Source organism: Ruegeria sp. HKCCE3926, from assembly GCF_017872515.1.
Classification (GTDB): Bacteria; Pseudomonadota; Alphaproteobacteria; order Rhodobacterales; family Rhodobacteraceae; genus Ruegeria.
In genome coordinates this window covers 139620-162941 of sequence record NZ_JAEDOU010000008.1, presented here as the reverse complement: position 1 = coordinate 162941, position 23322 = coordinate 139620, and the positions used below count along the sequence as shown (strand labels likewise).

Below are 23322 nucleotides of genomic sequence, written 5' to 3'. Positions count from 1 at the left end.
TTACGAGCGGGGTTCAAGAGCCAAGCGCATGAATGCGCTGTTCGGATCGTCACTGTACCCAAAGATCGGTCCGCAATAGGAATAACCCAACGCTTCGTAAAGCTTGCGGGCGGCATCATACTCTGGAAGATGCTCTGCCCCGGTTTCCAAAACCAAAGCTTTGACGCCTTCTGCGCGCGCCAGATCGGCCAGATGAGCCATCATGACACGCGCCAGTCCGCGCCCCCGTGCCTGTGCGAGGATATGCACCGATTTCACCTCGGCCGTGCCATCGGGCAACAGCTTCAAGGCGCCGCAGCCCAAAGCCTGCTGATCGTCGTAAATCGCACAGAATCGAATGCCCGATCCGGCCAGTGATTCTGCGCTCATCGTATGGTTGCTTTCCGCAGGGCCGGCCGATTCGCTGTGAGCGAAATGAGCTTCCACAATCGGGCGCAACACGTCCGAGGTCGGGTCTGCCTCGCGAATTTCGATCATTCAGTGTGTCCAGGGCCCACGGCGGTCGGTGGCGAAGTTTTCTCCGTATCCGCGTGCGCGCAGGTTGGGTTTGCGCTTGTGCGGCTCGCTGACCTGCGCATCGATGCCATTGTCCCTGGCATAATCCATCGCCTCTTTCTTGGTGTCGAATTTCAGGCGTATCTGGGTTTGCGTGTCATTGGATGATGTCCAGCCCATCAGCGGATCAACCTCACGTGCCGAAGCGGGGGCATATTCCAGAACCCACTTGCGGGTCTTGGCCATTCCTGAAGTCATCGCATTCCTTGCAGGCTGGTAAATCCGTGCGCGCATGTCGCCTCTCCGTACTCACTTGGCTGGACCTGTTTATGCGTCAGAGCGCAGCCCGGGACAAGACAACAATTGTCGCGGATTGTCGAAGCAAGCCAATGACAGAAACTGTCATCAGAGCCAACTATGATCTTCGACAAGTCAGCCGAAGGATAAGCAGATGATCCATCGTGAATGCATTCTGGACGTCAACGCAAACCCCGGGAACAACCGGGCGATGCCCTCGACCGAAGCCCATGCCGTGATCGCCGGCAAACCGATGATGACGAAGGCTCTCATCGGCGACCTTGCCGCGTTGGCCGGCAAGGTTGGTTCGGATCACAATCCGGATGCGTATCTGCCCAGTTTCAAAACTGGGGAATTTGTACCGGATCAGCCCTTGCAGTTGGACAAAATAAGAACAAATGTAGGGGCCTGATCCGGAGCCTGCCCATGCCATACGCCCATTCCGACAAGACTCAAATGACAACCGAAGATGTTCGGGCCCGCCTGAAACTGGAAGGCGGCAAACGGTTTGTCATGCATACGGAGTTCGCCCCCGCAGGAGACCAGCCAACCGCGATCAAGGAACTTGCAGGCGGCATTCTGGATGGAGAGCGCGATCAGGTTCTGTTGGGGGCGACCGGTACGGGCAAAACCTTCACCATGGCCAAGGTGATTGAAGAAACCCAACGCCCGGCCATCATCCTCGCCCCCAACAAGACATTGGCGGCGCAGCTTTACGGAGAGTTCAAGGGGTTTTTCCCGGAAAACGCGGTCGAATATTTCGTCTCCTACTACGACTATTACCAGCCCGAGGCCTATGTCGCGCGATCGGACACGTATATCGAGAAGGAATCGCAGATCAACGAACAGATCGACCGGATGCGCCACTCGGCCACGCGGGCGCTGCTGGAGCGTGACGACGTGATCATCGTGGCCTCGGTCTCGTGCATCTATGGCATCGGCTCGGTCGAGACCTACGGGGCGATGACACAGGATCTGAAGGTCGGGCACGAATACGACCAGCGGCAGGTGATGGCCGATCTGGTGGCCCAGCAATACCGCCGCAACGATCAGGCCTTCCAGCGCGGCAGCTTCCGGGTGCGGGGCGACAGCCTTGAAATCTGGCCTGCCCACCTTGAGGATCGCGCCTGGAAATTCTCGTTCTTCGGTGAGGAACTGGAAAGCATCACCGAATTCGATCCGCTGACCGGCGAGCGCGCCGCGACGATGGAACAGGTGCGCGTCTATGCGAACTCGCACTACGTGACGCCGAAACCGACGATGCAGCAGGCGATCATCGGCATCAAAAAGGAACTGCGCCAGCGGCTGGATCAACTGGTGGGCGAGGGCAAGCTGCTGGAAGCGCAGCGGCTGGAACAGCGCACCAATTTCGATCTGGAAATGCTCGAGGCCACCGGCGTCTGCAACGGGATCGAGAACTACTCGCGCTATCTGACCGGCCGCGCGCCCGGAGAGCCGCCCCCGACCCTGTTCGAATTCATCCCCGACAACGCCATCGTGTTTGCCGACGAAAGCCACGTCAGCGTCCCGCAGATCGGCGGCATGTATCGGGGCGACTATCGGCGGAAATTCACCCTGGCCGAACACGGCTTCCGCCTGCCCTCCTGCATGGACAACCGACCCCTCAAGTTCGAGGAATGGGACGCCATGCGCCCGCAATCCGTCTTCGTCAGCGCCACCCCGGCCAAGTGGGAAATCGAACAGACCGGCGGTGTCTTCACCGAACAGGTGATCCGCCCCACGGGCCTCTTGGACCCTGAGGTCGAGATCCGCCCCGTCGAGATGCAGGTGGACGACCTGCTGGACGAGGTGCGCAAGGTCGCGGCCAAGGGGTTCCGCACGCTGGTCACAACGCTGACCAAGCGAATGGCCGAGGACCTGACCGAATACCTGCACGAACAGGGCATCAAGGTCCGCTACATGCATTCCGACATCGACACGATCGAGCGGATCGAAATCCTGCGCGACCTGCGACTGGGGGCTTTCGACGTGCTGGTGGGCATCAACCTGCTGCGCGAGGGGCTCGACATCCCCGAATGCGGCCTGGTCGCCATTCTGGACGCCGACAAGGAAGGCTTCCTGCGCTCGGAAACCTCGCTGATCCAGACCATCGGCCGCGCCGCCCGCAACGCCGAAGGCCGCGTGATCATGTATGCCGACCGCATCACCGGCAGCATGGAACGCGCGCTGGAGGAAACCAACCGCCGCCGCGCCAAGCAGATCGCCTATAACGAAGAACACGGCATCACGCCTGAGACCGTGAAGAAGAATGTCGAGGACGTTCTGGCCGGTCTCTACGAAGGCGACGTCGACATGAACCGCGTCACCGCCACCATCGACAAACCGATGCACGGCGCCAATCTCGAGGCCCATCTGGACGGGTTGCGCGAGCAGATGCGCAAGGCGGCCGAGAACCTGGAATTCGAAGAGGCCGCCCGCATCCGGGATGAGATCAAACGTCTGGAAGCGGTCGACCTCGCCGTCGCCGACGACCCAATGGCGCGCCAATGGGCGGTCGAGAAAGCCTCGGAAGACGCAGTGAAATCGCGGGGGCGGTCAACGGCTGGACGACCAGGGCAGCGGGGTGGGAATGTGAAGAGAAGGAAGAGGTGAATGGCGTTCTATTCGCTTGTTTCTACACCCTGCTCTATAATTGGTGGAGCACTCGACTCGTCGATCTGCTCTGAGTAGGCCAAATTCCAAATCTGATTCACGCCCAATACAAGTGACAGCACAACACCTAACAGGCCTGCCGCTTTGACTCCGCGACTTTCGAAGAGGCGATCAAGCCTAACGCCCCAGCCTCTTGAAGACGTGTGTAGCTTTCCTTTGACCAATTTTCTCAGAGCGGTGTGAAAAAAGCTCACCTTAGACAAAGTGGATTTGTGCATTCTCATAAACTCACTGTTATTGAATGCTGTTACCTCGTCAGCTCCGGATAAAAAGTCTCTGTGCTTGCCTCCATTCAGGTCCATAAGATTCGGTAGCTTAGGGTGAGCAACGTAGTCACTGCCGTACCTTTGAGAAATCATGTCACTCAGATTAACCCTGCGTTCTACAGGAATTATGGGAGCATCCTTTTGGCCAAGCACTCGATATCTGTGCTCGATATGCTCAAAGCCGTAAGTGGCATTTCGCATATTCCAATGCACCCAAAACTTGTCTCTTCTATCACGAATGAACTTATAAAATTGATCCAATAGTTCTTTTTCGACGTCATCAAATCGTTCGATGACTTGTTCTCTTGGTATTCCCAACTCTTCGGCGATAGCGTGGGTCGAGAAGCTTACACTTTGCTCCGTCGCATAGTGAGACACAGCAATCGATGTAATCCTCGGCGACAGCCCTTCGTTGTCGTCATTCAAGTTTTGGCAAGAGTAATGAATCAAATAGAAATTCTCAGGGTGCTTCTTGACCTCTCCAATAAACTCCCTCGCGCTAGAAATGCTCACATTCACCTCACATAATTTACTGAATGCAACCTATATCGGCACACCGAGCCATTCAATCACCTGCTGGAAGCAAGCACTGGATACGTCTGCATCTAAACTTTTCAAACTTGCACCCCGCTCCACCCTCCTCCACGTTTGAAATCACAAATTGTGATTCCAAACGGTTACCATGACGAAACCCAATAGCCTGCCCAGCACCCATGAAGTCCAAAGCGCCATTCACCGGGTGCGCGGCACCCGCGTGGTGCTGGCCGAGGATCTGGCGCGGTTCTACGGAAAGTCCGTCAGCGCCTTCAATCAGGCCGTCTCGCGCAACAAGGACCTGTTCGAAGGTTACCGCTTTCAGCTGACCGACGCCGAGGTGGCCGATTTGACATCACGGAATGTGATTTCAAAGCCCAAAGGCCGCGGCGGGCGGCGGGTCAATCCTTGGGTCTATACCGATTACGGCGTGGCCATCGCCTCGACCCTGTTCAAGGATCCGCGCGCGATCAGGATCACCCGGATGATCACCGAGGCCTTCGTCGACGGCGCCAACGCCCTGGCCGAGACCCCGCGCAGCGCGCCCGAGATCCTGCCGCCCCAAGACGCCCCCGCCCCGCTGCTGCCCAATGGCCAGCAACTGCGCGATCTGGCCGAAAACATCCTCGATTCCGGGCAGCAGAGCCTGGTCGATTACATCGCCAACCCCACCACCAAACGCCAGCAAGCGGTGGCGGTGATCATGAAGACCCTGGCCGAAACCGCAGGCGAAGAGGTGCGCACCCAGCACGAGCGTCTGCGCCTGCGCATCGCCGAACGGTTGGCCGCCGGCGATTACGCCGATGATGACGACCGCAAGGGGTTGCTGGACCTGCTGAATGCGATGAAAGGCTGACGCAGCCCTTGCCCCGGACCTTTCGGCCGCTAGACTCCGCACCATGCGCGTTGTCCTGTTATCATTGATCCTCGGAACACCCGCCGCCGCGTGGGAAGCAACGGTGGGCCAGATCTGCACCCTGTCACACGTGACGGGCACGGCAGAGATATTCCTGACCTATGACCCCGCAAAGCCGCTCTATACCCTGTCCGTTACCCGCAAGACCGAAGGTTGGACCAATACCCCATGGTTCGCGATGCGGTTCCAGGGGCCAAACCCTATCGAAATCGCCACTCCGCATCATGTCCTATCTGACGGTGCATCGATGCTGACGGTTACCGATACCGGATTTGGAAACGTGCTGGACGGGCTGGAATACAACCTGACCGCCTATGCGTTTACGCAGGACAGGGTGAGTGAATTTCCCTTGGACGGTGCAGCGCCCCAGGTTCGCATTTTCCGCGAATGTGCCGGGGCCCAGCTGTCCTAACCGGGTCAGAAATCGAACAGATCTTCCAGAAAGCCGCCTCTTTTCTTTTTCTTGCGATGGCCGTGATCCGCCCGGTCATCGTAGCCGGGTTGTGGCGAAGAATACGCTGTCGAACGCTCGATGATCTTGTCCAGTTCGCCCCGATCCAGCCAGACACCTCGGCATTGCGGACAATAGTCGATTTCAACCCCGTTTCTGTCCGTGATGACCAGTTGAGTTCCGTCAATCGGGCATTGCATCATACGATCTCCTGTTTTGCCATCCATATGAGATGGGGTTGATCCGCTGCATTGCCATCCCACTGTGACATGACGCCCGTTCGCTTGAGGCTAACTGGATGACACAGGCAACCGGCCCCGTCCCGAGCAGATTTTCTGGACTTCGCGATTACAACCGTCAGGGGCGCACGAACTTGGCCGTTCCAAGAGACCGCTGTTGCGGTTCGGGACTGTTGTGAACTTGCGGCGCAGTTGCCCGGGGCGGGCTGGTAGCGCCACAGGCGACCCCGTCGCCATCCGGGTCATTACGCTTGTGATAACCCGCCTGCCCCTCGTAAAACGGCCCCACCCCCAGCGACTGCGTTGCATCACACCCTGCCAATGCGATCAGGTGGATCACCGCCTCTTCCCGCTCAAATTCGGACAGGCGCAGAAAAACACCCGTGGCGATCAGCACGGTGGTCAGCGGCAACAACAGAACCATGACCAGAATGCGTATCGGAGACAGCGCATGCCTGCGCGTCGCCTCTGCGCGCCGGTGTCGTCTGGACGGCCGCGGCTTCGGATCAGGCGTATCCTGCGAGGGTTTCTTGAACAGCATTGTCTGATCTGTAACGTCGATTTGTGGCAAAGCCGAGGCAATCCCATATCGCTGAGGTAAAACAAATGGCGCAATCCATTTCAGGCACTTAAAATGACAGGGAACCGTCATCTGCCCGATTTTTTGCTGCCGAACCGATATCGTGACCCAATCCGATCCTTATCAGACGCCCGACGCAGCGGCGCGCTTGCAAGCACAGGACCTTCTCTTTCAGGCCAAATTTGCCGCGCTGGCCTTTCTGCGCCCTGACACCGGGTTGCCGTCTGTCTCGCGGATCGCGCTGGCCACGGATGAAGCAGGTTGCCCTGTTTCGCTGATTTCAACCCTTGCGGAACACACGCGCGCGCTGAGCGCTTGTCCCAACTGCGCCCTTCTGATCGGAGAGCCCGCAGACAAGGGCGACCCGCTGACCCATCCGCGCCTGACATTGCACGTGATCGCTCAGCCAGTTCACCGGGACATGGCAGGCTATGGTGACTTGCGCGACCGGTACTTGGCGCGACGGCCCAAAGCGAAACTCTATATCGATTTCGCCGATTTCGGACTGGTCCGGTTCGCAACCCAGGGCGGTCTTTTGAACGCCGGATTTGGCAGGGCCTGCCGCCTTACCGCACAGGATTTCTAGCCATCAGCGGACCACATGCACGGCACATGCCGCATGACGAACGACATGAGACGCGGTAGAGCCCAGTAGCAGGTCCTGCATCCCCGGCCGGTGGGACGCAATTATGATCAGATCGGGTTTGTTCGCCTCGGCCCAATCCAGAATGGTCCGGCCGGAATGTCCCTCGATCACCAAACCCTTTGCATTCGGCAGCTGCGATGCCAGTTCATCCAGTTCTGTCTGAATCGCCTTACGCGCCTCTGTCAGATATTCTGACGGCATGTACGAGATTGCATAGTTAGGAATATGCTCGACCACATGCAACAAGGTCACCTGCGCGTCTGGCGTGGCCAGAATCTGGGCCAGCTTCAAAGGCCCAGATGTATCTCTTTCAACATCGAACGAGATGGGGACCAGAATGTTGTGATACATGATGTGAGCCTCCGTTGTTGCAGGCTAACTTTGAAACAGATACGAATTGCAGGCTTTGATTCAGGTCAGGAACTGCCGAATGTCTCAGCGACGTCATACATGACCGGTTCAAAGCTTTTGCAGAGTTCGTTGATCTTGCGGTTGCGATCGCGCATTTCAGGCGTGCGCAGCATGGCAAGGAAATCTTCGCGGCGTTCCCATTGCGAATAGTTTGCTATTCGGGTTTGCGCGTCATTGACGTGCAGCCCGGCGGAAACGAAACCTGGCTGCTTCGAAATGAATTCGGCATAGGCATCCGTCAGAGCTTCCAGAAGGTCCTGACAGGTGCCGGGCGTCATTTCAAAGGTCGTGATAACTGTTTGAACACTGGCGTTTTTGGCGATTTTCAGCATCGGGATTCTCCACTTTCTGTCCCAAGCCTAACACATCAAAATGAAACGTCGCCTATTTCCTGCCGACCTTGCAAACCGGGTCTGTCATTTTACGGTCAGATCAGAGTGAAATGGCCACCCGTTTCGGGGTGGCCAGACAGCCTTTTAACGTTCCATGCGCATCAGAACCGAGGCCGTACCCTTCACATGCTCTGGCCAACGCAACAGAAAACTGTCGCCTGTCGCCCCCTGTTCGACCTCAACATGAGGCGCGCTGAAGACGTGGTTGTTGAACACCCCCGAGAGCACACCGATCGTCGCAACCCCATCGCAGCTTCTTGCTTTGCCGTCGAAAGGCAACTGCCCGTTTGCCGAAACAGGCCAAAGATTGGACACCGAGTTCTGCGTATAACGAACCCTCAACGGGTTTGCGGATTTCCTTGTTACGCCATGATACGTATTGTTCTGGAAGGTCACGTTCGAGTGCCTGTCTTTGTTCAAGTCGGCAAAGCTTGTATCCACCCGATCCGCTCGAAAGATTTCACCGCTCGTGGCACGGAACTTGTTGCCAGTCACGACCAGGCCATTGAGAAAATGCCCGGGCCCATAGGGACGAATGACGATGAAACTGAACCAGGACGGGGCCTGACTGGAATAAAAGATGTTGTCCGTGATGCTCATTGCACTGAACGAAAAGCCACTCGTGTAGGTCGGCGACGGGTCGCGTTCATTCGTCCATTCGACGAAACAGTTGTCGACATAATTCTCGGCGATAGTGGAACTGTTGTAGGTGCCGATCATGATCAAACCGGCCGTACGCACACCTTGCGGGATGCTATCGCCCTGAAAGACATGGTTGCCCAGGATCATGTTGTTGTCACCGCCCAGAACGGCGAAATGTCTGAAACGCACCGCTCGGTTGTGGCGCAACTTCACATCGTTTGAATTGGTATTCAACGCAATGGAATATCGGTCCGTGACGACAAGGGATTCTTCTGCTGACAGGAACTGGCAATTATCGATCAGCATACCCTTGCACCCCGTTCCGGTCGACGTGATCCCCCGGTTTTTCGGGCGGCTGATAAAACAGTCGCTCAACGAAAACGTACTGCCGGAGGCCGCCAAACGAATTCCGCTGCATCGGCTGTTGCACTGAAATTCGATCTGTTCCATGCCGAATTTCCGGAGCGTGCTGAAGCCGCTGAAATCCAGCAGGTACTTGAGTGAATAGAATGTGAAAGACTGGGTCCCCGAAGCCCCCACAAGAGGCGCACTCAGTGTGATCTCACCCGCACCGACATTCTTTGACCGTACATAGATTTCGCGCCCGACTCCGCTGCCGGCAACGTAGGACCCAACAGGAACGTTGGCGACATTCGCGACATTGGTCAGACGCGTTTTGTCCGACGGATCATAGGTCGCAGTCGAGGTGAACGTTTCGGTATCCCACGCCGAACTGCTTTTGACATCAAACTGACCATTCCGGATCACGCGACGGGTTGAAAAACCACTCTGCTTGTTGGGAACCGCTGCGGCCATGTCGATCGGCGCGGTGACGGAAATCTTGCGACCACCCAAATCCAGCGAGTCATGATCCGAATTGTTCAGAAGGGCCTGAAACGCTTTTTTGAACGCCAGTTCTTCGTCTCCGAAAGCCGAGATGTAAGCCGGCAGATGGAAATCCTTTGTCAGCAACAGCATCTTGTCATCCGGCATGGTGACTGTGCCTTCAAAGTCCATTTCGGACGTCATACTGGTGTTTTCGGCCAGATGATAAGTCCCTTGCGGAACGTAAACCCGACGGCCACCCGCCGCCTGATCGGCCGCTTCAAACGCAGCTGAATCATCCGTCACACCGTCGCCGATGGCCCCATAGTCGCGCACATCCACAACACTGATCATCTCACGCAGGAAGACACCGGTGACATCCGTGATCTCCAGGTCGTCGACACGCACCAGCGCCCCATTCGCGCCCTCAATATCCAGACCAAAATGGCCATACAGGGCGGCCAGCCCCCAAGGCATGTCCACGCCGGGGCGTTTGCCGGTTCCGACAATCGCCGTTATTTCATGCACTCCTCCATAGCCCGACAGCTGTGTTGCAGGCCCCTGCTCCACGACACCTGACACATGCGTGTCCCCCGCGCCCCCGGCCCAGGCCGCTATGCGCACCGACGGCAAAGGGCCGCTGATCGCCTTGACCCGCGCTTTGATCTGCAAATAGCAACCAGGCAAAATCGGCGTCTGGCCCATGTATCGAAGCTGTTGGGTGGTTTGGACTTTCAGGATCTCCAGACAGCCACCAAAATCGGCATCCGCAGGCACGAAAACCCCCGTGCCGGATCCACCATATGTGGGCGAGCCGGGCGTTCCGTCCCCCGCAGACCAAACGTTCAGGCCATTCGCGAATTGAGGCGGCATGAAGACGATGCCGTCAGTGATTGCCTTGTTCATTGAAAACCCTTTCTAAATCGCGCCACGCCAATCTGGCGACGCGTCCAAACCCCGTGTCCAGGTCCGCCCCGAACGCGTCAGTCTGAATACCGAAAGAGAATTAACCACGGCTCATATCACCGTGACGGTGGTGTTGCCTCAGGCCGCAGTGTCAGCGTTGCCCAACAATTGGACGCCATTGATTTTCCAACCGTCCTCCAGATGGATCATCTGATAGTCCAATATGTGCACACGCCCGTTTGCATCCGTGATCATCACCTTCTGCCACAAGGCTCCTGCAATTTCACGCAACTCCAGAAAACGTATGTCGGCAGGACGCCAGACCATCGGATATCCATTGCGCACCATCTGTCCGAAATTGTCGGGGTTCTGAAAAAGGCGCTGGATGCTGGGGCTGGCAAAGGTGAAGGCCGTGGCAAAATCATCCGCCTTGAAGGCCTGTATCTGCGCCGAAATGTTTGCTTCGATCTTTGCGTTTTGCGCAAACGCGCCCGACCCCAGCCCAACACTCAGGGATACAGCAAGCAAAAATCGACGCATGGGGCCACCTCCTGCAAAAAAGAGTAGCCCCATAGGGGATCAGGTCAAATCAGACCAGCTCTCCGGCCAGCGCCTTGTCGATCAGACCAATTGTCTCTGGCACACCGTACAGCGCGATAAAGCCGCCAAAACGCGGGCCCTGCGATGCACCCAGAAGCACTTCGTACAACGCCGTGAACCAACCGCGCATGGGGTCGAACCGCTCACGCCCGATGGAATAGACCACTGATTGGAGCGCCTCGTCCTCGGTCGGGCCATCATAAGCCTCAAGCGCGGCTTTCAGCGCTTCCAGCGCCTCGCGCTCCTGATCCGTGGGTGCGCGATGTTTGCGCGTTGGTTTGACGAAATCGTTGAAGTAGCGAACCGCAAAGCCCGCGGCCTGATCCAGATCGGGATGGCTTTCAGCCGTTGCTTCCGGCGCATAGCGGCGAATAAAGCCCCACAGCGTCTCCTTGTCTTCCGCGCCCGAGACCGACGCCAGGTTCAGCAACATCGCAAACGGTACGATCAGGGTCGATTCTGGAACGTCGCCACCGTGAATGTGCCAGACCGGATTGTTCAACTGAGCTTTCAGGTCCTGCCCCGGATAGGCGCGCAGCTGCTGATGATACTCATCATAGGCTTTCGGGATCACGTCGAAATGCATCCGCTTGGCCGTCTTGGGCTTTTGGTACATGAAATACGCTAGGCTTTCAGTCGGCGCATAGGTCAGCCATTCGTCAATCGAGACACCATTGCCCGACGATTTCGAGATCTTCTGGCCATTCTCATCCAGAAACAGCTCATAGCTGAAATGCTCGGGCGCGCGGCCACCCAATGCACGGCAGATCGCGTCATAGATCTTTTCGTTGGTAGCATGTTCTTTGCCGTACATCTCAAAATCGACACCCAGCGCTGCCCAGCGCGCCCCGAAATCCGGCTTCCATTGCAGCTTCACGTTGCCACCGGTGACGGGAACGGTCCATTCCTTGCCGTCTTCATCATCGAATGTGACGGTATAGGTCTCTGCACACACTTTCTTCATCGGCACATACAGAACCCGACCGGTTTCCGGGTGGATCGGCAGGAAGATCGAATAGGTCTGCTGGCGTTCTTCCCGCAGGCTTTTCAACATGATGGCCATCACGTCGTCATAGCGTTCAACTGCACGCTTCAGAATCTCGTCGAATTGGCCCGAGCGATAGAAATCACGCGCCGAATAGAACTCATATTCGAATCCGAAGGTATCGAGGAACCGGCGCAGCATCGCGTTGTTGTGCTCGCCGAAGCTGGGGTATTCGCCAAACGGATCGGGAACCGAAGTCAACGGGCGCTGCAAATGTTCCTCAAGCGCCTCCGGGTTGGGCACATTGCTGGGCACCTTGCGCATCCCGTCCAGATCGTCTGAAAAACAGATCAACTTGGTCGGCATGTCCGAAAGCGCCTCGAACGCGCGCTTGACCATCGTGGTCCGCGCGACCTCGCCGAACGTTCCGATATGCGGCAAGCCAGACGGGCCGTAACCTGTTTCGAACAGCACATACCCCTTTTCCGGAGCACCCTTCTGATAGCGTTTGAGCAACCGGCGCGCCTCTTCAAAAGGCCAGGCCTTGGACGACATCGCGGTTTCACGCAGTTCAGACATTTCAATGTGCTCCATCGGGGAAAGTGCCGCGGTCACCCCATGCAACCGGACCGGCCCCTCCTATTGTGCCAGTGCAGCATGAGTCAATAAAGCAGTGGCGCAATTCGCGACACACTGCGCCAAAAAACAGTCGCCCTCGGGCAGGTAGGGAAACGTTCCATGGCCCGCAAACACTCTGCCCGGGATATCTGCGCTGCATTTTCACCGGCCAGCCTTGCTCAGGCCACAATGGTGGGCCGATTGTTCCTCCGAAACAAAAAAGACACGGGCGCGGGCGCAAACTTGACCCGGTTGTTTCGCACGCTCACCGGGCAGTGTTAGACAAAGGCGACACGGGGGGTTCCCCGGACCAGAGGAAACGGGATGCGACGCGAAACCACCAACCGTATACGCTTTGTACTCGAAGATATCGTGCCGCCTATCCTGCGTGACAGCGCCGCCTTTCATTGGCTGGCATGCAGGGTTTGGGGCGACCATATCACGCGCCTTGCCGAATTCCGTGAACGTGCAACCTATCTGACGGATGACGAATACGAAAGACTCTACCGCGATCATCCGCGTGTGCATCAGGGCACCGACAATTCCGAAGCCTGCATCAAGCGGATTGCCAAGGATATCGTCGGGCAAAGCATCTGCGATGTCGGCTGCGGCACCGGAGTTCTTTTGCAACGCATAAAGGCCGCCCGACCCGACATCACGCAACTGACAGGAGTGGATTTCGTCGTCGATGATGCGGCAGCCATCGACAATATCGACTATGTCGCAGCTCGGATCGAAGAACTGCCGTTCGAAGACAACAGCTTTGACACCGTAATCTGCACCCACGTGATCGAGCATCTTCTGGATTACCGGCAAGCAATCGCTGAACTGCGTCGTGTCGCGCGAAAACGCGTCATTATCGTCGTCCCGCGTGAACGCGAAAGCAGGTACACCTTCAATCCGCATTTCAACTTTTTCCCCTACACCCACAGCTTTCTGCGCGCGGTGCATCCCAGCCCGGACACCCATGTCTGCGAAGATCTGGGGCGCGACATCTACTATTGCGAAGACCGCCCCGGGGAAAAACCGGAACCGGAGCATCAAGGATGACTCCGCCCGCCCCAACGACACTGGTCTGGGCTGGTTTGCTGTGCACACCAGTTATGATCTCGGCCGGGCAAATCCTGTTCAAACTGGCAGGAAACCGGATTGACGGGCGCGAAGCCACCGGAATTGCGGGCCTCATCCAGACGCTGTTCGATCCTTTCCTTCTGACAGCCTTTGCCATCTATGGCTCGGCTACGGTGCTGTGGGTGTATGTCCTGCGGTATCTGACCCTGTCCCAGGCCTACCCTTTCATGGCCCTCAGTTTCGTTCTTGTGCCACTGGCCTCGCACGTCTTCTTCGGCGAAACACTTGGGCTGCGCTACTGGCTGGGGGCCGCGCTTTTGATTTCGGGAATGATGGTCATGAATACCTGATCGCGCGGGGGTGGATGAAACAAGGTGTTGAACCTGACCCGCTGCGCTCATATCGTGCGTCCTCGAACGACCCCAATCAGGACCATCCCATGACCGAGCAAGTGCCCCACCCGATGTCCCCGCAGGATTGCCTTGTGGCGATCATGGTTGCAGTCTCGGCGTCTGACGAAAACATCCGAACCGCCGAGCTGGTCAAGATCGAAGTCGCCGTGAACATGCTGCCGGTCTTTGCCGGGTATGACATCGATCGGACCCGTCGTGTATCACAGATTGTTTTTGACCTGTTCGAACAAGAAGACGGTTTGGATGCGCTGTTTGGCCTGATCCGTGAAAACCTGCCCGAGCGTCTGAACGAAACGGCCTATGCGCTGGCTTGCGATGTTGCAGCCGCCGACGGTTCGCTCGCTGAAACGGAACTGCGCCTGCTGGAAGAAATCCGGTACGAACTGAATATCGACCGGCTGCATGCCGCCGCAATCGAACGCGGGGCACGCGCGCGCCACACGGTCTGATCTGGGCAATCTAAGGGTTTCAGCTTCTGTAGAGCGAACCCCAACGTTCCAGCAAGGCCCGTTGCAGTTTCCGCGACCTGCGGTTCCAGCTGCGCGCGCCTTCAGGCCGTTCGCGTTGTGCGCGAGGAATCTTGGCGCGGTGGGCCACGTCCGCCGTAAAAATGGCAAAGGCAAGATCGACCCCGTCCGCCGTTGTCAGGAAACCGCCCAACCCGGATACGAAGTTCAATGTGCCTGTCTTGGCATCGACCTTGATCGGGTGGTTCTTGACCGGCCGCCCATTGCGATCCGTCAAGGCAAAAGGCTTCATCAATGGGCGCAATGCGCCCATTTTCCGGGCCGCGACCAGGGCCGCAACCAGATCCGCCGGCACCATACGCGAGGCATCGCCAAGACCGGAATGATCGACCATCGCGATCCCGTTCACGCCAAAGCTCTGAGACGCCCAACGGTTCATCTCGGCCGCCGACTCCGCCAGGTTGCGCGGGTCAACGCCCCGCGCTTTGGTTGCGGCCAGCCCAACCATCTCGGCCGTCAGGTTCGTCGAGTATTTCAGCATCCCGCGCAAAATACTGTTCAATGGATCGCTGCGATGCACCACAAGGTCGACGCCTTTTGGCGTCTCTCGTGTCACTTGCACCGGATTCAAAACGATTCCATTGGATCGGGCTAAAGTACGAAACACATCACCCGCGTACAATGCGGGCTTGCGCACAGGCAGCCAGCGCGCCCCGCCATTGCCCAGCGCGCCCTTGGCCACGGTCCAGCGGTCCTGCCGCGCACTTGGCTGATAGGTATAGATAGGCAAGCTGCGGTTCTCGACCCGCATGGCTGCCACATCCACTGCCGGCACATATCGTGCGCTGCGTGCATCCATGGTCACATCGTACCCCTTGCCGGCACGCTTCCACTCGAAATGGACCCGATTGAAATTCAACGATATCCCGCTTACCGCCGGGCTGTACCCCACATGATCCGGCTGTCCGGGATCAATGCTGAACACGAAGGGCAGCGCCCCGTCATAGACCTTGAAAGCTCCTCGAACCTCGGTGATTCCGGCCTCGCGCAGGTTGGCCGCCAGCGTGGCCAGCGCATCCGTATCCAACAGCGGGTCACCCCCGCCTGCCAGTATCAGATCGCCATGCAGAATCCCGTTTTCAATTGGCCCATCTGCGATCAAACGGGTTTCGAACCGGTGGTCAGGCCCCAGAACGTCCAGCGCGTAAAGCGCGGTCATCGCCTTGCCGACACTGGCCGGGGGCAAGCCCGCACCTTCACCAAAAACCTCCAGCGGCTTTCCGGTCGCCACATCCGCGACGGCGAAAACAACTTCGCCCGTCAACCCTGCGGCTGCAACCAAACGCTCGGCACCACTCAACAGCGCCGCACGCGCGCGCGGTCTGAGCGAGACCAGCGGCGCCTGCGCCAAACCAGTTGCCGGGATCAGAGACGCCCCCAATCCTCCCAGAAACTCACGACGTGAAAAACGACCAGCCATAGTTGGAATAAAATCCCACAGATCAAATGCGCGCAACCACTCGCTGCGATTATGCGCCGGGCAAGGCTATTCCGGCAACACTTCCGCGCGCCATTCGCCGCGCGTCCGAATCTCAGTGGAACTGACATCAACCATCGGCACATTCACGAAACACCAGGCCGGAGCCTGCGCCCGCCCCAAAAGATGCCGCGCCTGCCCGTCGATCCTGTACTTGGCATAGACCCGTGCCGCCCTGGACATCCGGGCAGATATCCGGTCGCCGGGCCGCGCGACCACACCGACAGGGACACTGTCCATGATCCCTCGCCAGTCTTTCCAGCGGTGAAACTGCGCCAGATTGTCCGCCCCCATCAGCCACACAAATCGGACCTGTGGATACAATCGCTGCAACACTGTCAGAGTATCCGCAGTCGCGCGTGTACCTGTGAGCGCCTCGATGTCCGTCACTTCGACACGCGGATGCTGCATCACATTCCGCGCTGCCGCCATTCGCTTGTCCATGGGCGCGGGCCCGCGTTCCTTCAACGGATTGCCCGGCGATACCAGCCACCAAACCCGATCCAGCCCGAACGCCTTCATCGCTTGAAGCGTGACATGCACATGGCCCTGATGCGGTGGATCAAACGACCCACCGAACAGACCGACGACCTGCCCAGGTCGCGCATAGGGTATGCCGTACCGCTCCATACCCTGCTGATGTTCAGAACTGCGAGGCGTTGTCAATCAACAGGTTGCACCACATCACCCAGCCGAACCCGCCCGGGTCGCACGACTTCGGCGCACCATCCTCCGTGCCCACGCACGGAGGAATAGCCGCCTTTGCCCAGCGCTTCTTCCATCCGGCTGCACGGCGCACAAATCACGGTGAGGCGCAAAATTGCCTCGCCCACCTGCACCTCGCGCCCTTTGAGCGCCGTCAGATTGATCCCCGAAACCACCAGGTTGCGCCGCAGGATTTCAGGCGCAACCGGCCCCTGCCCCAGATACGACCCAATCGCCGCCAGATGCTCCTGCTGGATCAAAGTCACTGCTCTCTTGCCAACGCGGGCGCGGTCACTGATCAGACCGGCCTCAGTAATCACGGATTCCTCCAGTGACACCATCTCGGCCCGGCGCTCTGGTCGCGCTCCGATCCAAGTCACGCAACCGGGCTGCGCCCAACCCGCAATCAACTCGGCCAGTTCCGACATAACACCCCCATTTACAACGCACCCACACTATGCCGCCCGACCCAAAGACGAAATTCACAAAACCACCAGCTTGCCCCGCCCGTCCCGCTCGGATATCCAGCGTTTCAACCAAATTCCCCGACCCAGAGGACGCGACATGGCTGCCTATCAATATGTCTACCACATGCAGGGTGTCTCCAAGACCTATCCCGGTGGCAAGAAGTGTTTTGAAAACATCCACCTCAGCTTTCTGCCCGGCGTGAAAATCGGTGTCGTCGGCGTCAACGGCGCCGGTAAATCGACGCTGATGAAGATCATGGCCGGCCTGGACACCGACTTCACCGGCGAGGCATGGGCCGCCGAGGGGGCCAAGGTCGGCTATCTGCCGCAGGAACCGCAACTGGACGAATCCCTGACCGTTCGCGAAAACGTCATGCTGGGCGTGGCCGGGAAAAAGGCCAAGGTCGACCGCTTCAACGAGATCGCGATGGAGATCGCCGAGAACTACTCGGACGAGCTGATGGAGGAAATGACCACCCTGCAGGACGCGATCGACGCGGAAAACCTGTGGGATCTGGACAGCCAGATCGATGTCTCGATGGAGGCGCTGCGCTGCCCGCCGGACGATGCCAACATCGCCAACCTCTCGGGTGGTGAGAAACGCCGCGTGGCGCTGTGCAAGCTGCTGCTGGAAGCGCCCGACATGCTGCTTCTGGACGAACCGACCAACCACCTGGACGCGGAAACCATCGCCTGGCTGCAACAGCACCTGATCGACTACAAAGGCACCATCCTGATCGTCACCCACGACCGTTATTTCCTGGATGACATCACCGGCTGGATTCTCGAATTGGACCGCGGCCGTGGCATTCCGTACGAAGGCAACTATTCCTCGTGGCTGGAGCAGAAAGCAAAACGGCTTGAGCAGGAAGCACGCGAGGACAAATCCAAGCAGAAGACGCTACAGCGCGAACTGGAATGGATGCGTCAGGGTCAAAAGGCGCGTCAGGCCAAATCCAAAGCCCGGATCAACGCCTATAACGAGCTGGCGGAACAGTCCGAGCGCGAAAAGCTGACCCGCGCTCAGATCGTCATCCCCAACGGCCCGCGCCTAGGCAGCAAGGTGATCGAGGTCAACGGGCTGGCCAAGCACATGGGCGACAAGCAACTGATCGAAAATCTCTCGTTCAGCCTGCCGCCCGGTGGCATCGTCGGCGTGATCGGCCCCAACGGCGCCGGTAAATCGACCCTGTTCAAAATGCTCACCGGCCATGAAAAGCCCGATGCCGGCACCATCGAATACGGCGACACGGTCGAGCTGTCCTATGTCGACCAGTCCCGCGACGACCTGAAAGACAACGACACAGTGTGGGAGGCGATCACCGGCGGCGCCGAGATCATCCAGCTGGGCGACGCGCAGGTCAATTCCCGCGCCTATTGCTCGTCCTTCAACTTCAAGGGCGGCGACCAGCAGAAAAAGGTCTCGCTGCTATCCGGGGGTGAGCGCAACCGTGTCCACATGGCCCGCCTGCTGAAAGAGGGCGGCAACGTCCTACTGCTCGACGAACCCACCAACGACCTCGACGTCGAAACCCTGCGCGCACTGGAAGACGCGCTGGTCGATTTCGCCGGCTGCGCCGTGGTGATCTCACACGACCGCTTTTTCCTCGATCGGATCTGCACGCATATTCTGGCGTTTGAAGGCGACGCGCATGTGGAATGGTTCGAGGGCAACTTCGAGGATTACGAAGAGGACAAAAAACGGCGGTTGGGGCCGGACGCGCTGGAGCCCAAGCGGTTGAAACATAAGAAGTTTGCGCGGTAGTCAAATGCGAGACATGACCCCCGCATCCTTCTTTTTTGAGTTACCGCTGTACGCGGAGGCACAACTGCCTACGGACGCATCCATGCACGCAACGCTATATCAGAAGCGTGGATCTGTTTGGAATGGTACGGAGGGCCTTAGTCCAGCGCGCCAAACACGTGTTGATGGCCATTGTCCGTTTTGCAAGCAAAGCGCGACATTTGAAATTGCAGCTGCAACCACCATCCCAAGTGGCGATCCTTGGAGCAATGTATTTGACCGTCGTTCATTTGACCGTGTTGACTTGGTGTGCACTCGAGCCGGCCATCGACTACTTTATTTCTTTTACATTAATGGGCTTACAATCACAAAGGTCGGTCAATACCCATCGCTTGCAGACATTGCTAACGATGAAGCAGCAACATACCGGGATGTTCTAGACAGAGATGACGCCGCCGAACTACACAAGGCTATAGGACTTGCGGCACATGGTGTTGGCATTGGATCATTCGTTTATCTTCGGCGAATTTTTGAGCGTTTGATTACTAAAAGGTTCCTACAGTTCAAGGAGCAAGAAGGATGGAATGACGAGGATTTCTTCAAACTGAGAATGGATGAAAAAGTTCATTTTCTTGCGGGTCACCTTCCAAGTTTTCTCGTTGAAAACAAAAGGCTTTATTCTATCCTTAGCAAAGGAATACACGAGTTATCTGAGGATGTGTGTTTGCGGGCATTTGAGCCGATTAAATTATCCATGAAGATAATCCTGGATGAAGATAAGAAAGTTCAGGAACAGCTCAAGTTGCGCGAGTTGGCATCTATTGCGATTGCCGACTTTGATGCACAGAAGTGATAAACTGCAAACATAGGATGAGCGCTCGCACCCCTCACGCCAACTGGTCGGCCGGGCTTCAGCCCGGCACCCCTCGAAACACCCACACCTTTACCAACATCCGCCGATGAATGGCCTCAAAACCCTTCAATCGCTCTGAGGGGAATTGTGAATGCCGGGCTGAAGCCCGGCCTACGGGGGTGTTCTTTGTATCACGGCTCTCCGAATGCGCCGTCCGTCACACCGCCGCTCCATTCTGGATCAACCTAACCCGCGCGGATATCGCGATAGATTGACGATTACGGTCACTCGGTAAAGTGCTTCCCCAGCCCGCTCATGAATGCGGCCGCCAAGCAGCAGCGGCTCAACATAAAATACATTGGACTGATTACGGGGGCAGCACCTTGCCAGATCGGTTTCCGCGAAACCTTTTGGCCCGGCACCAATAAGCCCGGTCTCCGAGCCTTCCCATGGGGGCTCACTGCACCAAAGTTCACAGGAAACAATTTCAACCTTTTCTGTCAGGTCCTGTTCCCGCTCTGTGAGTTCCAGCAACAGTTCGAACATTTCTGGGTTTAGCATCCAGGCCGTAAACCACAACGCGTTTGGCAGGATGCGGTATTCAAGGCCGCAGAAGAAGTTTGATACTCTCTCTTGTCACCCGGTCCCAACACTGCTAAACGCACCCAATCTTACGGCCTCGGATTCGTTCCGGGGCCTTAGATATTTTGAACCGGGGACCTTCGGGGCCCTATACCCTTGGCACCTACGGGGGCCTCTCACATAGCGGGGAAATCCCCTGCACTTGCTAAACGGAAGACAGAAAGCATGGCACTTAAGTCGTACAAGCCGACGACGCCGGGCCAGCGCGGGCTGGTGCTGATCGACCGTTCGGAGCTTTGGAAAGGACGTCCGGTCAAGTCTCTCACAGAGGGTTTGACCAAATCGGGCGGCCGGAACAACACCGGACGGATCACTTCACGCCGCCGCGGCGGTGGCGCAAAGCGTCTCTACCGGATCGTTGACTTCAAACGGAACAAATTTGATGTCGCGGCAACCGTCGAGCGGATCGAATATGACCCGAACCGGACCGCATTCATCGCACTGGTAAAATACGAAGACGGCGAGCAGGCATACATCCTGGCTCCGCAGCGTCTGGCTGTTGGTGACAAGGTCATCGCGTCGGCAAAAGCTGACATCAAGCCGGGCAACGCAATGCCTTTCTCGGGCATGCCGATCGGTACCATTGTCCACAACATCGAGATGAAGCCTGGCAAAGGCGGTCAGATCGCACGTGCGGCCGGTACATACGCTCAGTTCGTTGGTCGCGATGGCGGCTACGCTCAGATCCGTCTGAGCTCGGGCGAGCTGCGCATGGTCCGTCAGGAATGCATGGCCACCGTTGGTGCCGTGTCCAACCCCGACAACTCGAACCAGAACCTCGGTAAAGCCGGTCGTATGCGCCACAAAGGCGTACGTCCGTCGGTTCGTGGTGTTGCAATGAACCCGATCGATCACCCGCACGGTGGTGGTGAAGGTCGTACCTCGGGTGGCCGTACACCGGTTACACCGTGGGGTAAGGACACCAAGGGTAAGCGTACCCGCAACAAGAACAAAGCGTCCCAGAAGCTGATCATCCGCTCGCGGCACGCCAAGAAGAAGGGACGTTAATCTATGTCTCGCTCTGTTTGGAAGGGTCCTTTCGTCGATGCTTATGTGCTTAAAAAAGCCGAAGCAGCGCGCGAGTCGGGCCGCAACGAAGTCATCAAGATCTGGTCGCGTCGTTCCACCATTCTGCCCCAGTTCGTGGGTCTGACCTTTGGTGTGTACAATGGCCAGAAGCATATCCCGGTAAACGTCACGGAAGACATGATTGGTCAGAAGTTCGGTGAGTACTCGCCGACCCGGACCTATTATGGTCACGCCGCAGACAAAAAAGCGAAGCGGAAGTAAGTCATGGGCAAGGAAAAGAACCCCCGCCGCGTGGCTGAAAACGAAGCAATGGCGAAAACCCGCATGCTTCGCACCAGCCCGCAGAAACTGAACCTGGTTGCGCAAATGATCCGCGGCAAGAAAGTCGAGAAGGCTCTGACCGACCTGACTTTCTCGAACAAGCGTGTCGCGCAGGACGTCAAAAAGTGCCTGCAGTCCGCAATCGCGAATGCCGAAAACAACCACAACCTGGACGTTGACGAGCTGATCGTCGCCGAAGCATGGGTTGGCAAGAACCTGGTCATGAAGCGCGGTCGCCCGCGTGCCCGTGGCCGTTTCGGCAAGATCATGAAGCCGTTCTCGGAGATCACCATCAAGGTGCGTCAAGTTGAGGAGCAAGCCTAATGGGACATAAAGTCAATCCGATCGGCATGCGCCTGCAGGTCAACCGCACCTGGGACAGCCGCTGGTACGCTGACACCAAGGATTACGGTGATCTTCTGCTGGAAGACATCAAGATCCGTGAGTTCATCCAGAAAGAGTGCAAGCAGGCCGGTGTTGCACGTGTGATCATCGAACGTCCGCACAAGAAGTGCCGCGTCACGATCCACACCGCACGTCCGGGTGTCATCATCGGCAAGAAAGGTGCAGACATCGAAGTTCTGCGCAAGAAGCTGGCCCAGATGACCGACAGCGAACTGCACCTGAACATCGTCGAAGTGCGCAAGCCCGAGCTTGACGCGCAGCTGGTTGCCGAGTCGATCGCTCAGCAGCTGGAACGTCGTGTTTCGTTCCGTCGCGCAATGAAGCGCTCGGTTCAGAACGCCATGCGCATGGGTGCCCTGGGTATCCGGGTGAACGTCGCTGGCCGTCTGGGCGGCGCCGAAATCGCACGGACCGAATGGTACCGCGAAGGCCGCGTGCCTCTGCACACCCTGCGTGCCGACATCGATTACGCACATGCCGAAGCGATGACCCCCTACGGGATCATCGGGATCAAGGTCTGGATCTTCAAAGGTGAGATCATGGAGCACGATCCGCAGGCACGTGACCGTAAAGCACAGGAACTCCAGGACGGCCCTGCACCTCGTGGTGCTGGTGGCGGTCGTCGCTAAGGAGGGAAAGATATGCTTCAACCAAAGCGTACTAAATTCCGCAAGATGCACAAAGGCCGGATCAAGGGCGAAGCCAAGGGCGGCTCTGATCTGAACTTTGGCACCTACGGTCTGAAAGCCCTGCAGCCCGAGCGCGTCACCGCACGCCAGATCGAAGCTGCACGTCGTGCCATGACCCGTCACATGAAACGTCAGGGTCGTGTCTGGATCCGTATCTTCCCCGACACTCCGGTCACTGCAAAGCCGATCGAAGTTCGTATGGGTAAAGGTAAGGGTTCGGTGGACCGCTGGGTTTGCAAGGTCAAGCCCGGTCGCGTGATGTTCGAAATCGACGGCGTCAATGACGACATCGCCCGCGAGGCCCTGCGCCTGGCCGCGATGAAGCTGCCGATCAAGACCCGCGTCGTGGTTCGCGAAGACTGGTAAGCGATCCGGGGGTTTCCCCGTTCGTGATATATTTGACCCCCGTCGGGAAACCGGCGGGGGTTATCATTTGGGGGCGCTGCCCCCGCCGCGGCAAGCCGCGACTCCCCCGGGATATTTATGGCCAGATGAAGCAGGGG

The 23322-nt window shown here is 57.7% G+C and carries 28 protein-coding genes and 1 pseudogene; 15 read left to right on the top strand and 14 right to left on the bottom strand.

Annotated elements, in window-relative coordinates; genetic code table 11:
* A complete protein-coding gene (locus I9184_RS17970) occupies window positions 1-477 on the bottom strand; it encodes a GNAT family N-acetyltransferase (protein WP_171638037.1) in 477 nt (158 codons plus the stop codon).
* Window positions 478-789: an ETC complex I subunit gene (locus tag I9184_RS17965; RefSeq protein WP_152459136.1), complete on the bottom strand. Its 312-nt coding sequence runs from the start codon at window positions 787-789 to the stop codon at window positions 478-480.
* Window positions 790-946: 157 nt separating this feature from the next.
* On the opposite strand from I9184_RS17965, the gene I9184_RS17960 reads away from it, so the two are divergent.
* Entirely contained in the window at window positions 947-1204 is a 258-nt protein-coding gene (locus tag I9184_RS17960; protein WP_171638041.1) for a hypothetical protein, read from the top strand.
* A gap of 14 nt (window positions 1205-1218) precedes the next feature.
* Complete coding sequence (gene uvrB / locus I9184_RS17955; protein WP_280922505.1) at window positions 1219-3405, top strand: excinuclease ABC subunit UvrB; 2187 nt, start codon at window positions 1219-1221, stop codon at window positions 3403-3405.
* A gap of 86 nt (window positions 3406-3491) precedes the next feature.
* Here uvrB and I9184_RS17950 read toward each other — a convergent pair.
* Window positions 3492-4244, bottom strand: a pseudogene (locus I9184_RS17950) (hypothetical protein); the annotation flags it as partial.
* Between the two features lie 169 nt (window positions 4245-4413).
* On the opposite strand from I9184_RS17950, the gene I9184_RS17945 reads away from it, so the two are divergent.
* Window positions 4414-5121 carry an ORF6N domain-containing protein gene (locus I9184_RS17945; protein ID WP_209835320.1) on the top strand — a complete coding sequence of 236 codons (708 nt, stop codon included), beginning with the start codon at window positions 4414-4416 and terminating at the stop codon, window positions 5119-5121.
* A gap of 43 nt (window positions 5122-5164) precedes the next feature.
* Window positions 5165-5593, top strand: coding sequence for an excinuclease ABC subunit B (locus I9184_RS17940; RefSeq protein WP_209835319.1), 429 nt, complete (start codon window positions 5165-5167; stop codon window positions 5591-5593).
* A gap of 5 nt (window positions 5594-5598) precedes the next feature.
* Here I9184_RS17940 and I9184_RS17935 read toward each other — a convergent pair whose 3' ends face one another.
* Both I9184_RS17935 and I9184_RS17930 read right to left on the bottom strand, forming a co-directional pair.
* A complete protein-coding gene (locus I9184_RS17935; protein WP_209835348.1) occupies window positions 5599-5832 on the bottom strand; it encodes a zf-TFIIB domain-containing protein in 234 nt (77 codons plus the stop codon).
* Window positions 5833-5989: 157 nt separating this feature from the next.
* Window positions 5990-6412, bottom strand: coding sequence for an excalibur calcium-binding domain-containing protein (locus I9184_RS17930; protein WP_209835318.1), 423 nt, complete (start codon window positions 6410-6412; stop codon window positions 5990-5992).
* Between the two features lie 142 nt (window positions 6413-6554).
* Between I9184_RS17930 and I9184_RS17925 the strand changes: the two genes are divergently transcribed.
* Window positions 6555-7037 carry a pyridoxamine 5-phosphate oxidase gene (locus I9184_RS17925; RefSeq protein ID WP_209835317.1) on the top strand — a complete coding sequence of 161 codons (483 nt, stop codon included), beginning with the start codon at window positions 6555-6557 and terminating at the stop codon, window positions 7035-7037.
* Between the two features lie 3 nt (window positions 7038-7040).
* Here I9184_RS17925 and I9184_RS17920 read toward each other — a convergent pair whose 3' ends face one another.
* From I9184_RS17920 to I9184_RS17900, 5 genes are all read right to left on the bottom strand, one after another.
* A complete protein-coding gene (locus I9184_RS17920) occupies window positions 7041-7448 on the bottom strand; it encodes a universal stress protein (RefSeq protein ID WP_171725080.1) in 408 nt (135 codons plus the stop codon).
* A gap of 65 nt (window positions 7449-7513) precedes the next feature.
* Window positions 7514-7840: an antibiotic biosynthesis monooxygenase family protein gene (locus tag I9184_RS17915; RefSeq protein WP_152459145.1), complete on the bottom strand. Its 327-nt coding sequence runs from the start codon at window positions 7838-7840 to the stop codon at window positions 7514-7516.
* Window positions 7841-7984: 144 nt separating this feature from the next.
* Window positions 7985-10273, bottom strand: coding sequence for a glycosyl hydrolase family 28-related protein (locus I9184_RS17910; RefSeq protein WP_209835316.1), 2289 nt, complete (start codon window positions 10271-10273; stop codon window positions 7985-7987).
* A gap of 138 nt (window positions 10274-10411) precedes the next feature.
* On the bottom strand, window positions 10412-10813 hold the full coding sequence (locus tag I9184_RS17905) for a DUF4864 domain-containing protein (protein ID WP_209835315.1): 402 nt from the start codon (window positions 10811-10813) through the stop codon (window positions 10412-10414).
* A gap of 49 nt (window positions 10814-10862) precedes the next feature.
* Window positions 10863-12437 (bottom strand): lysine--tRNA ligase, encoded by a 1575-nt coding sequence (locus tag I9184_RS17900; RefSeq protein ID WP_171638063.1) that lies wholly within the window; start codon window positions 12435-12437, stop codon window positions 10863-10865.
* A gap of 363 nt (window positions 12438-12800) precedes the next feature.
* Here I9184_RS17900 and I9184_RS17895 point away from each other — a divergent pair, with 363 nt between their 5' ends.
* The 3 genes from I9184_RS17895 (at window position 12801) to I9184_RS17885 (ending at window position 14409) form a co-directional block, all read left to right on the top strand.
* Window positions 12801-13526 carry a class I SAM-dependent methyltransferase gene (locus I9184_RS17895; protein ID WP_209835314.1) on the top strand — a complete coding sequence of 242 codons (726 nt, stop codon included), beginning with the start codon at window positions 12801-12803 and terminating at the stop codon, window positions 13524-13526.
* Entirely contained in the window at window positions 13523-13897 is a 375-nt protein-coding gene (locus tag I9184_RS17890) for an EamA family transporter (RefSeq protein ID WP_209835313.1), read from the top strand. The genes I9184_RS17895 and I9184_RS17890 overlap by 4 nt, the downstream gene beginning before the upstream one ends.
* A gap of 89 nt (window positions 13898-13986) precedes the next feature.
* On the top strand, window positions 13987-14409 hold the full coding sequence (locus I9184_RS17885) for a tellurite resistance TerB family protein (protein WP_152459150.1): 423 nt from the start codon (window positions 13987-13989) through the stop codon (window positions 14407-14409).
* Window positions 14410-14428: 19 nt separating this feature from the next.
* Here I9184_RS17885 and dacB read toward each other — a convergent pair whose 3' ends face one another.
* The 3 genes from dacB to I9184_RS17870 form a co-directional block, all read right to left on the bottom strand.
* Window positions 14429-15907, bottom strand: a complete 1479-nt coding sequence (gene dacB / locus I9184_RS17880; protein ID WP_209835312.1) for a D-alanyl-D-alanine carboxypeptidase/D-alanyl-D-alanine-endopeptidase — start codon at window positions 15905-15907, stop codon at window positions 14429-14431.
* A 66-nt stretch (window positions 15908-15973) separates the two neighbouring features.
* Window positions 15974-16594, bottom strand: coding sequence for a nicotinate-nucleotide adenylyltransferase (locus I9184_RS17875; protein WP_171638069.1), 621 nt, complete (start codon window positions 16592-16594; stop codon window positions 15974-15976).
* Window positions 16595-16626: 32 nt separating this feature from the next.
* A complete protein-coding gene (locus I9184_RS17870) occupies window positions 16627-17097 on the bottom strand; it encodes an MOSC domain-containing protein (protein WP_171638071.1) in 471 nt (156 codons plus the stop codon).
* Between the two features lie 136 nt (window positions 17098-17233).
* On the opposite strand from I9184_RS17870, the gene ettA reads away from it, so the two are divergent.
* Together ettA and I9184_RS17860 are read left to right on the top strand one after the other, a co-directional pair.
* Window positions 17234-18901: an energy-dependent translational throttle protein EttA gene (gene ettA, locus I9184_RS17865; RefSeq protein ID WP_171638073.1), complete on the top strand. Its 1668-nt coding sequence runs from the start codon at window positions 17234-17236 to the stop codon at window positions 18899-18901.
* An 82-nt stretch (window positions 18902-18983) separates the two neighbouring features.
* A complete protein-coding gene (locus tag I9184_RS17860; RefSeq protein ID WP_171638075.1) occupies window positions 18984-19733 on the top strand; it encodes a short-chain dehydrogenase in 750 nt (249 codons plus the stop codon).
* Window positions 19734-19973: 240 nt separating this feature from the next.
* Here the strand turns inward: I9184_RS17860 and I9184_RS17855 are convergent, their stop codons facing one another.
* Window positions 19974-20279 (bottom strand): hypothetical protein, encoded by a 306-nt coding sequence (locus tag I9184_RS17855; protein ID WP_209835311.1) that lies wholly within the window; start codon window positions 20277-20279, stop codon window positions 19974-19976.
* A gap of 261 nt (window positions 20280-20540) precedes the next feature.
* Here I9184_RS17855 and rplB point away from each other — a divergent pair, with 261 nt between their 5' ends.
* Genes rplB through rplP form a run of 5 tightly spaced genes read left to right on the top strand, consistent with a single transcriptional unit; the run spans window position 20541 to window position 23185 of the window.
* Window positions 20541-21383 carry a 50S ribosomal protein L2 gene (rplB, locus tag I9184_RS17850; RefSeq protein WP_170356688.1) on the top strand — a complete coding sequence of 281 codons (843 nt, stop codon included), beginning with the start codon at window positions 20541-20543 and terminating at the stop codon, window positions 21381-21383.
* A gap of 3 nt (window positions 21384-21386) precedes the next feature.
* Window positions 21387-21665 (top strand): 30S ribosomal protein S19, encoded by a 279-nt coding sequence (gene rpsS / locus I9184_RS17845; RefSeq protein WP_068348022.1) that lies wholly within the window; start codon window positions 21387-21389, stop codon window positions 21663-21665.
* 3 nt (window positions 21666-21668) lie between these two features.
* Window positions 21669-22049, top strand: coding sequence for a 50S ribosomal protein L22 (gene rplV / locus I9184_RS17840; RefSeq protein WP_039538267.1), 381 nt, complete (start codon window positions 21669-21671; stop codon window positions 22047-22049).
* Entirely contained in the window at window positions 22049-22759 is a 711-nt protein-coding gene (gene rpsC / locus I9184_RS17835; RefSeq protein ID WP_171638079.1) for a 30S ribosomal protein S3, read from the top strand. Before rplV ends, rpsC begins: the two co-directional genes overlap by 1 nt.
* 12 nt (window positions 22760-22771) lie before the next feature.
* The gene (rplP, locus tag I9184_RS17830; RefSeq protein ID WP_117872242.1) at window positions 22772-23185 is read left to right on the top strand and encodes a 50S ribosomal protein L16; all 414 of its coding nucleotides are present in this window, start codon (window positions 22772-22774) and stop codon (window positions 23183-23185) included.
* Window positions 23186-23322 lie beyond the last annotated feature (137 nt).

Coding starts and splice junctions, on each gene's coding strand:
- I9184_RS17970 (WP_171638037.1), bottom strand. CDS start 477: ATGATCGAAATTCGCGAGGCAGACCCGACCTCGGACGTGTTGCGCCCG.
- I9184_RS17965 (WP_152459136.1), bottom strand. CDS start 789: ATGCGCGCACGGATTTACCAGCCTGCAAGGAATGCGATGACTTCAGGA.
- I9184_RS17960 (WP_171638041.1), top strand. CDS start 947: ATGATCCATCGTGAATGCATTCTGGACGTCAACGCAAACCCCGGGAAC.
- uvrB (WP_280922505.1), top strand. CDS start 1,219: ATGCCATACGCCCATTCCGACAAGACTCAAATGACAACCGAAGATGTT.
- I9184_RS17945 (WP_209835320.1), top strand. CDS start 4,414: ATGACGAAACCCAATAGCCTGCCCAGCACCCATGAAGTCCAAAGCGCC.
- I9184_RS17940 (WP_209835319.1), top strand. CDS start 5,165: ATGCGCGTTGTCCTGTTATCATTGATCCTCGGAACACCCGCCGCCGCG.
- I9184_RS17935 (WP_209835348.1), bottom strand. CDS start 5,832: ATGCAATGCCCGATTGACGGAACTCAACTGGTCATCACGGACAGAAAC.
- I9184_RS17930 (WP_209835318.1), bottom strand. CDS start 6,412: ATGCTGTTCAAGAAACCCTCGCAGGATACGCCTGATCCGAAGCCGCGG.
- I9184_RS17920 (WP_171725080.1), bottom strand. CDS start 7,448: ATGTATCACAACATTCTGGTCCCCATCTCGTTCGATGTTGAAAGAGAT.
- I9184_RS17915 (WP_152459145.1), bottom strand. CDS start 7,840: ATGCTGAAAATCGCCAAAAACGCCAGTGTTCAAACAGTTATCACGACC.
- I9184_RS17910 (WP_209835316.1), bottom strand. CDS start 10,273: ATGAACAAGGCAATCACTGACGGCATCGTCTTCATGCCGCCTCAATTC.
- I9184_RS17905 (WP_209835315.1), bottom strand. CDS start 10,813: ATGCGTCGATTTTTGCTTGCTGTATCCCTGAGTGTTGGGCTGGGGTCG.
- I9184_RS17900 (WP_171638063.1), bottom strand. CDS start 12,437: ATGTCTGAACTGCGTGAAACCGCGATGTCGTCCAAGGCCTGGCCTTTT.
- I9184_RS17895 (WP_209835314.1), top strand. CDS start 12,801: ATGCGACGCGAAACCACCAACCGTATACGCTTTGTACTCGAAGATATC.
- I9184_RS17890 (WP_209835313.1), top strand. CDS start 13,523: ATGACTCCGCCCGCCCCAACGACACTGGTCTGGGCTGGTTTGCTGTGC.
- I9184_RS17885 (WP_152459150.1), top strand. CDS start 13,987: ATGACCGAGCAAGTGCCCCACCCGATGTCCCCGCAGGATTGCCTTGTG.
- dacB (WP_209835312.1), bottom strand. CDS start 15,907: ATGGCTGGTCGTTTTTCACGTCGTGAGTTTCTGGGAGGATTGGGGGCG.
- I9184_RS17875 (WP_171638069.1), bottom strand. CDS start 16,594: ATGGAGCGGTACGGCATACCCTATGCGCGACCTGGGCAGGTCGTCGGT.
- I9184_RS17870 (WP_171638071.1), bottom strand. CDS start 17,097: ATGTCGGAACTGGCCGAGTTGATTGCGGGTTGGGCGCAGCCCGGTTGC.
- ettA (WP_171638073.1), top strand. CDS start 17,234: ATGGCTGCCTATCAATATGTCTACCACATGCAGGGTGTCTCCAAGACC.
- I9184_RS17860 (WP_171638075.1), top strand. CDS start 18,984: ATGCACGCAACGCTATATCAGAAGCGTGGATCTGTTTGGAATGGTACG.
- I9184_RS17855 (WP_209835311.1), bottom strand. CDS start 20,279: ATGTTCGAACTGTTGCTGGAACTCACAGAGCGGGAACAGGACCTGACA.
- rplB (WP_170356688.1), top strand. CDS start 20,541: ATGGCACTTAAGTCGTACAAGCCGACGACGCCGGGCCAGCGCGGGCTG.
- rpsS (WP_068348022.1), top strand. CDS start 21,387: ATGTCTCGCTCTGTTTGGAAGGGTCCTTTCGTCGATGCTTATGTGCTT.
- rplV (WP_039538267.1), top strand. CDS start 21,669: ATGGGCAAGGAAAAGAACCCCCGCCGCGTGGCTGAAAACGAAGCAATG.
- rpsC (WP_171638079.1), top strand. CDS start 22,049: ATGGGACATAAAGTCAATCCGATCGGCATGCGCCTGCAGGTCAACCGC.
- rplP (WP_117872242.1), top strand. CDS start 22,772: ATGCTTCAACCAAAGCGTACTAAATTCCGCAAGATGCACAAAGGCCGG.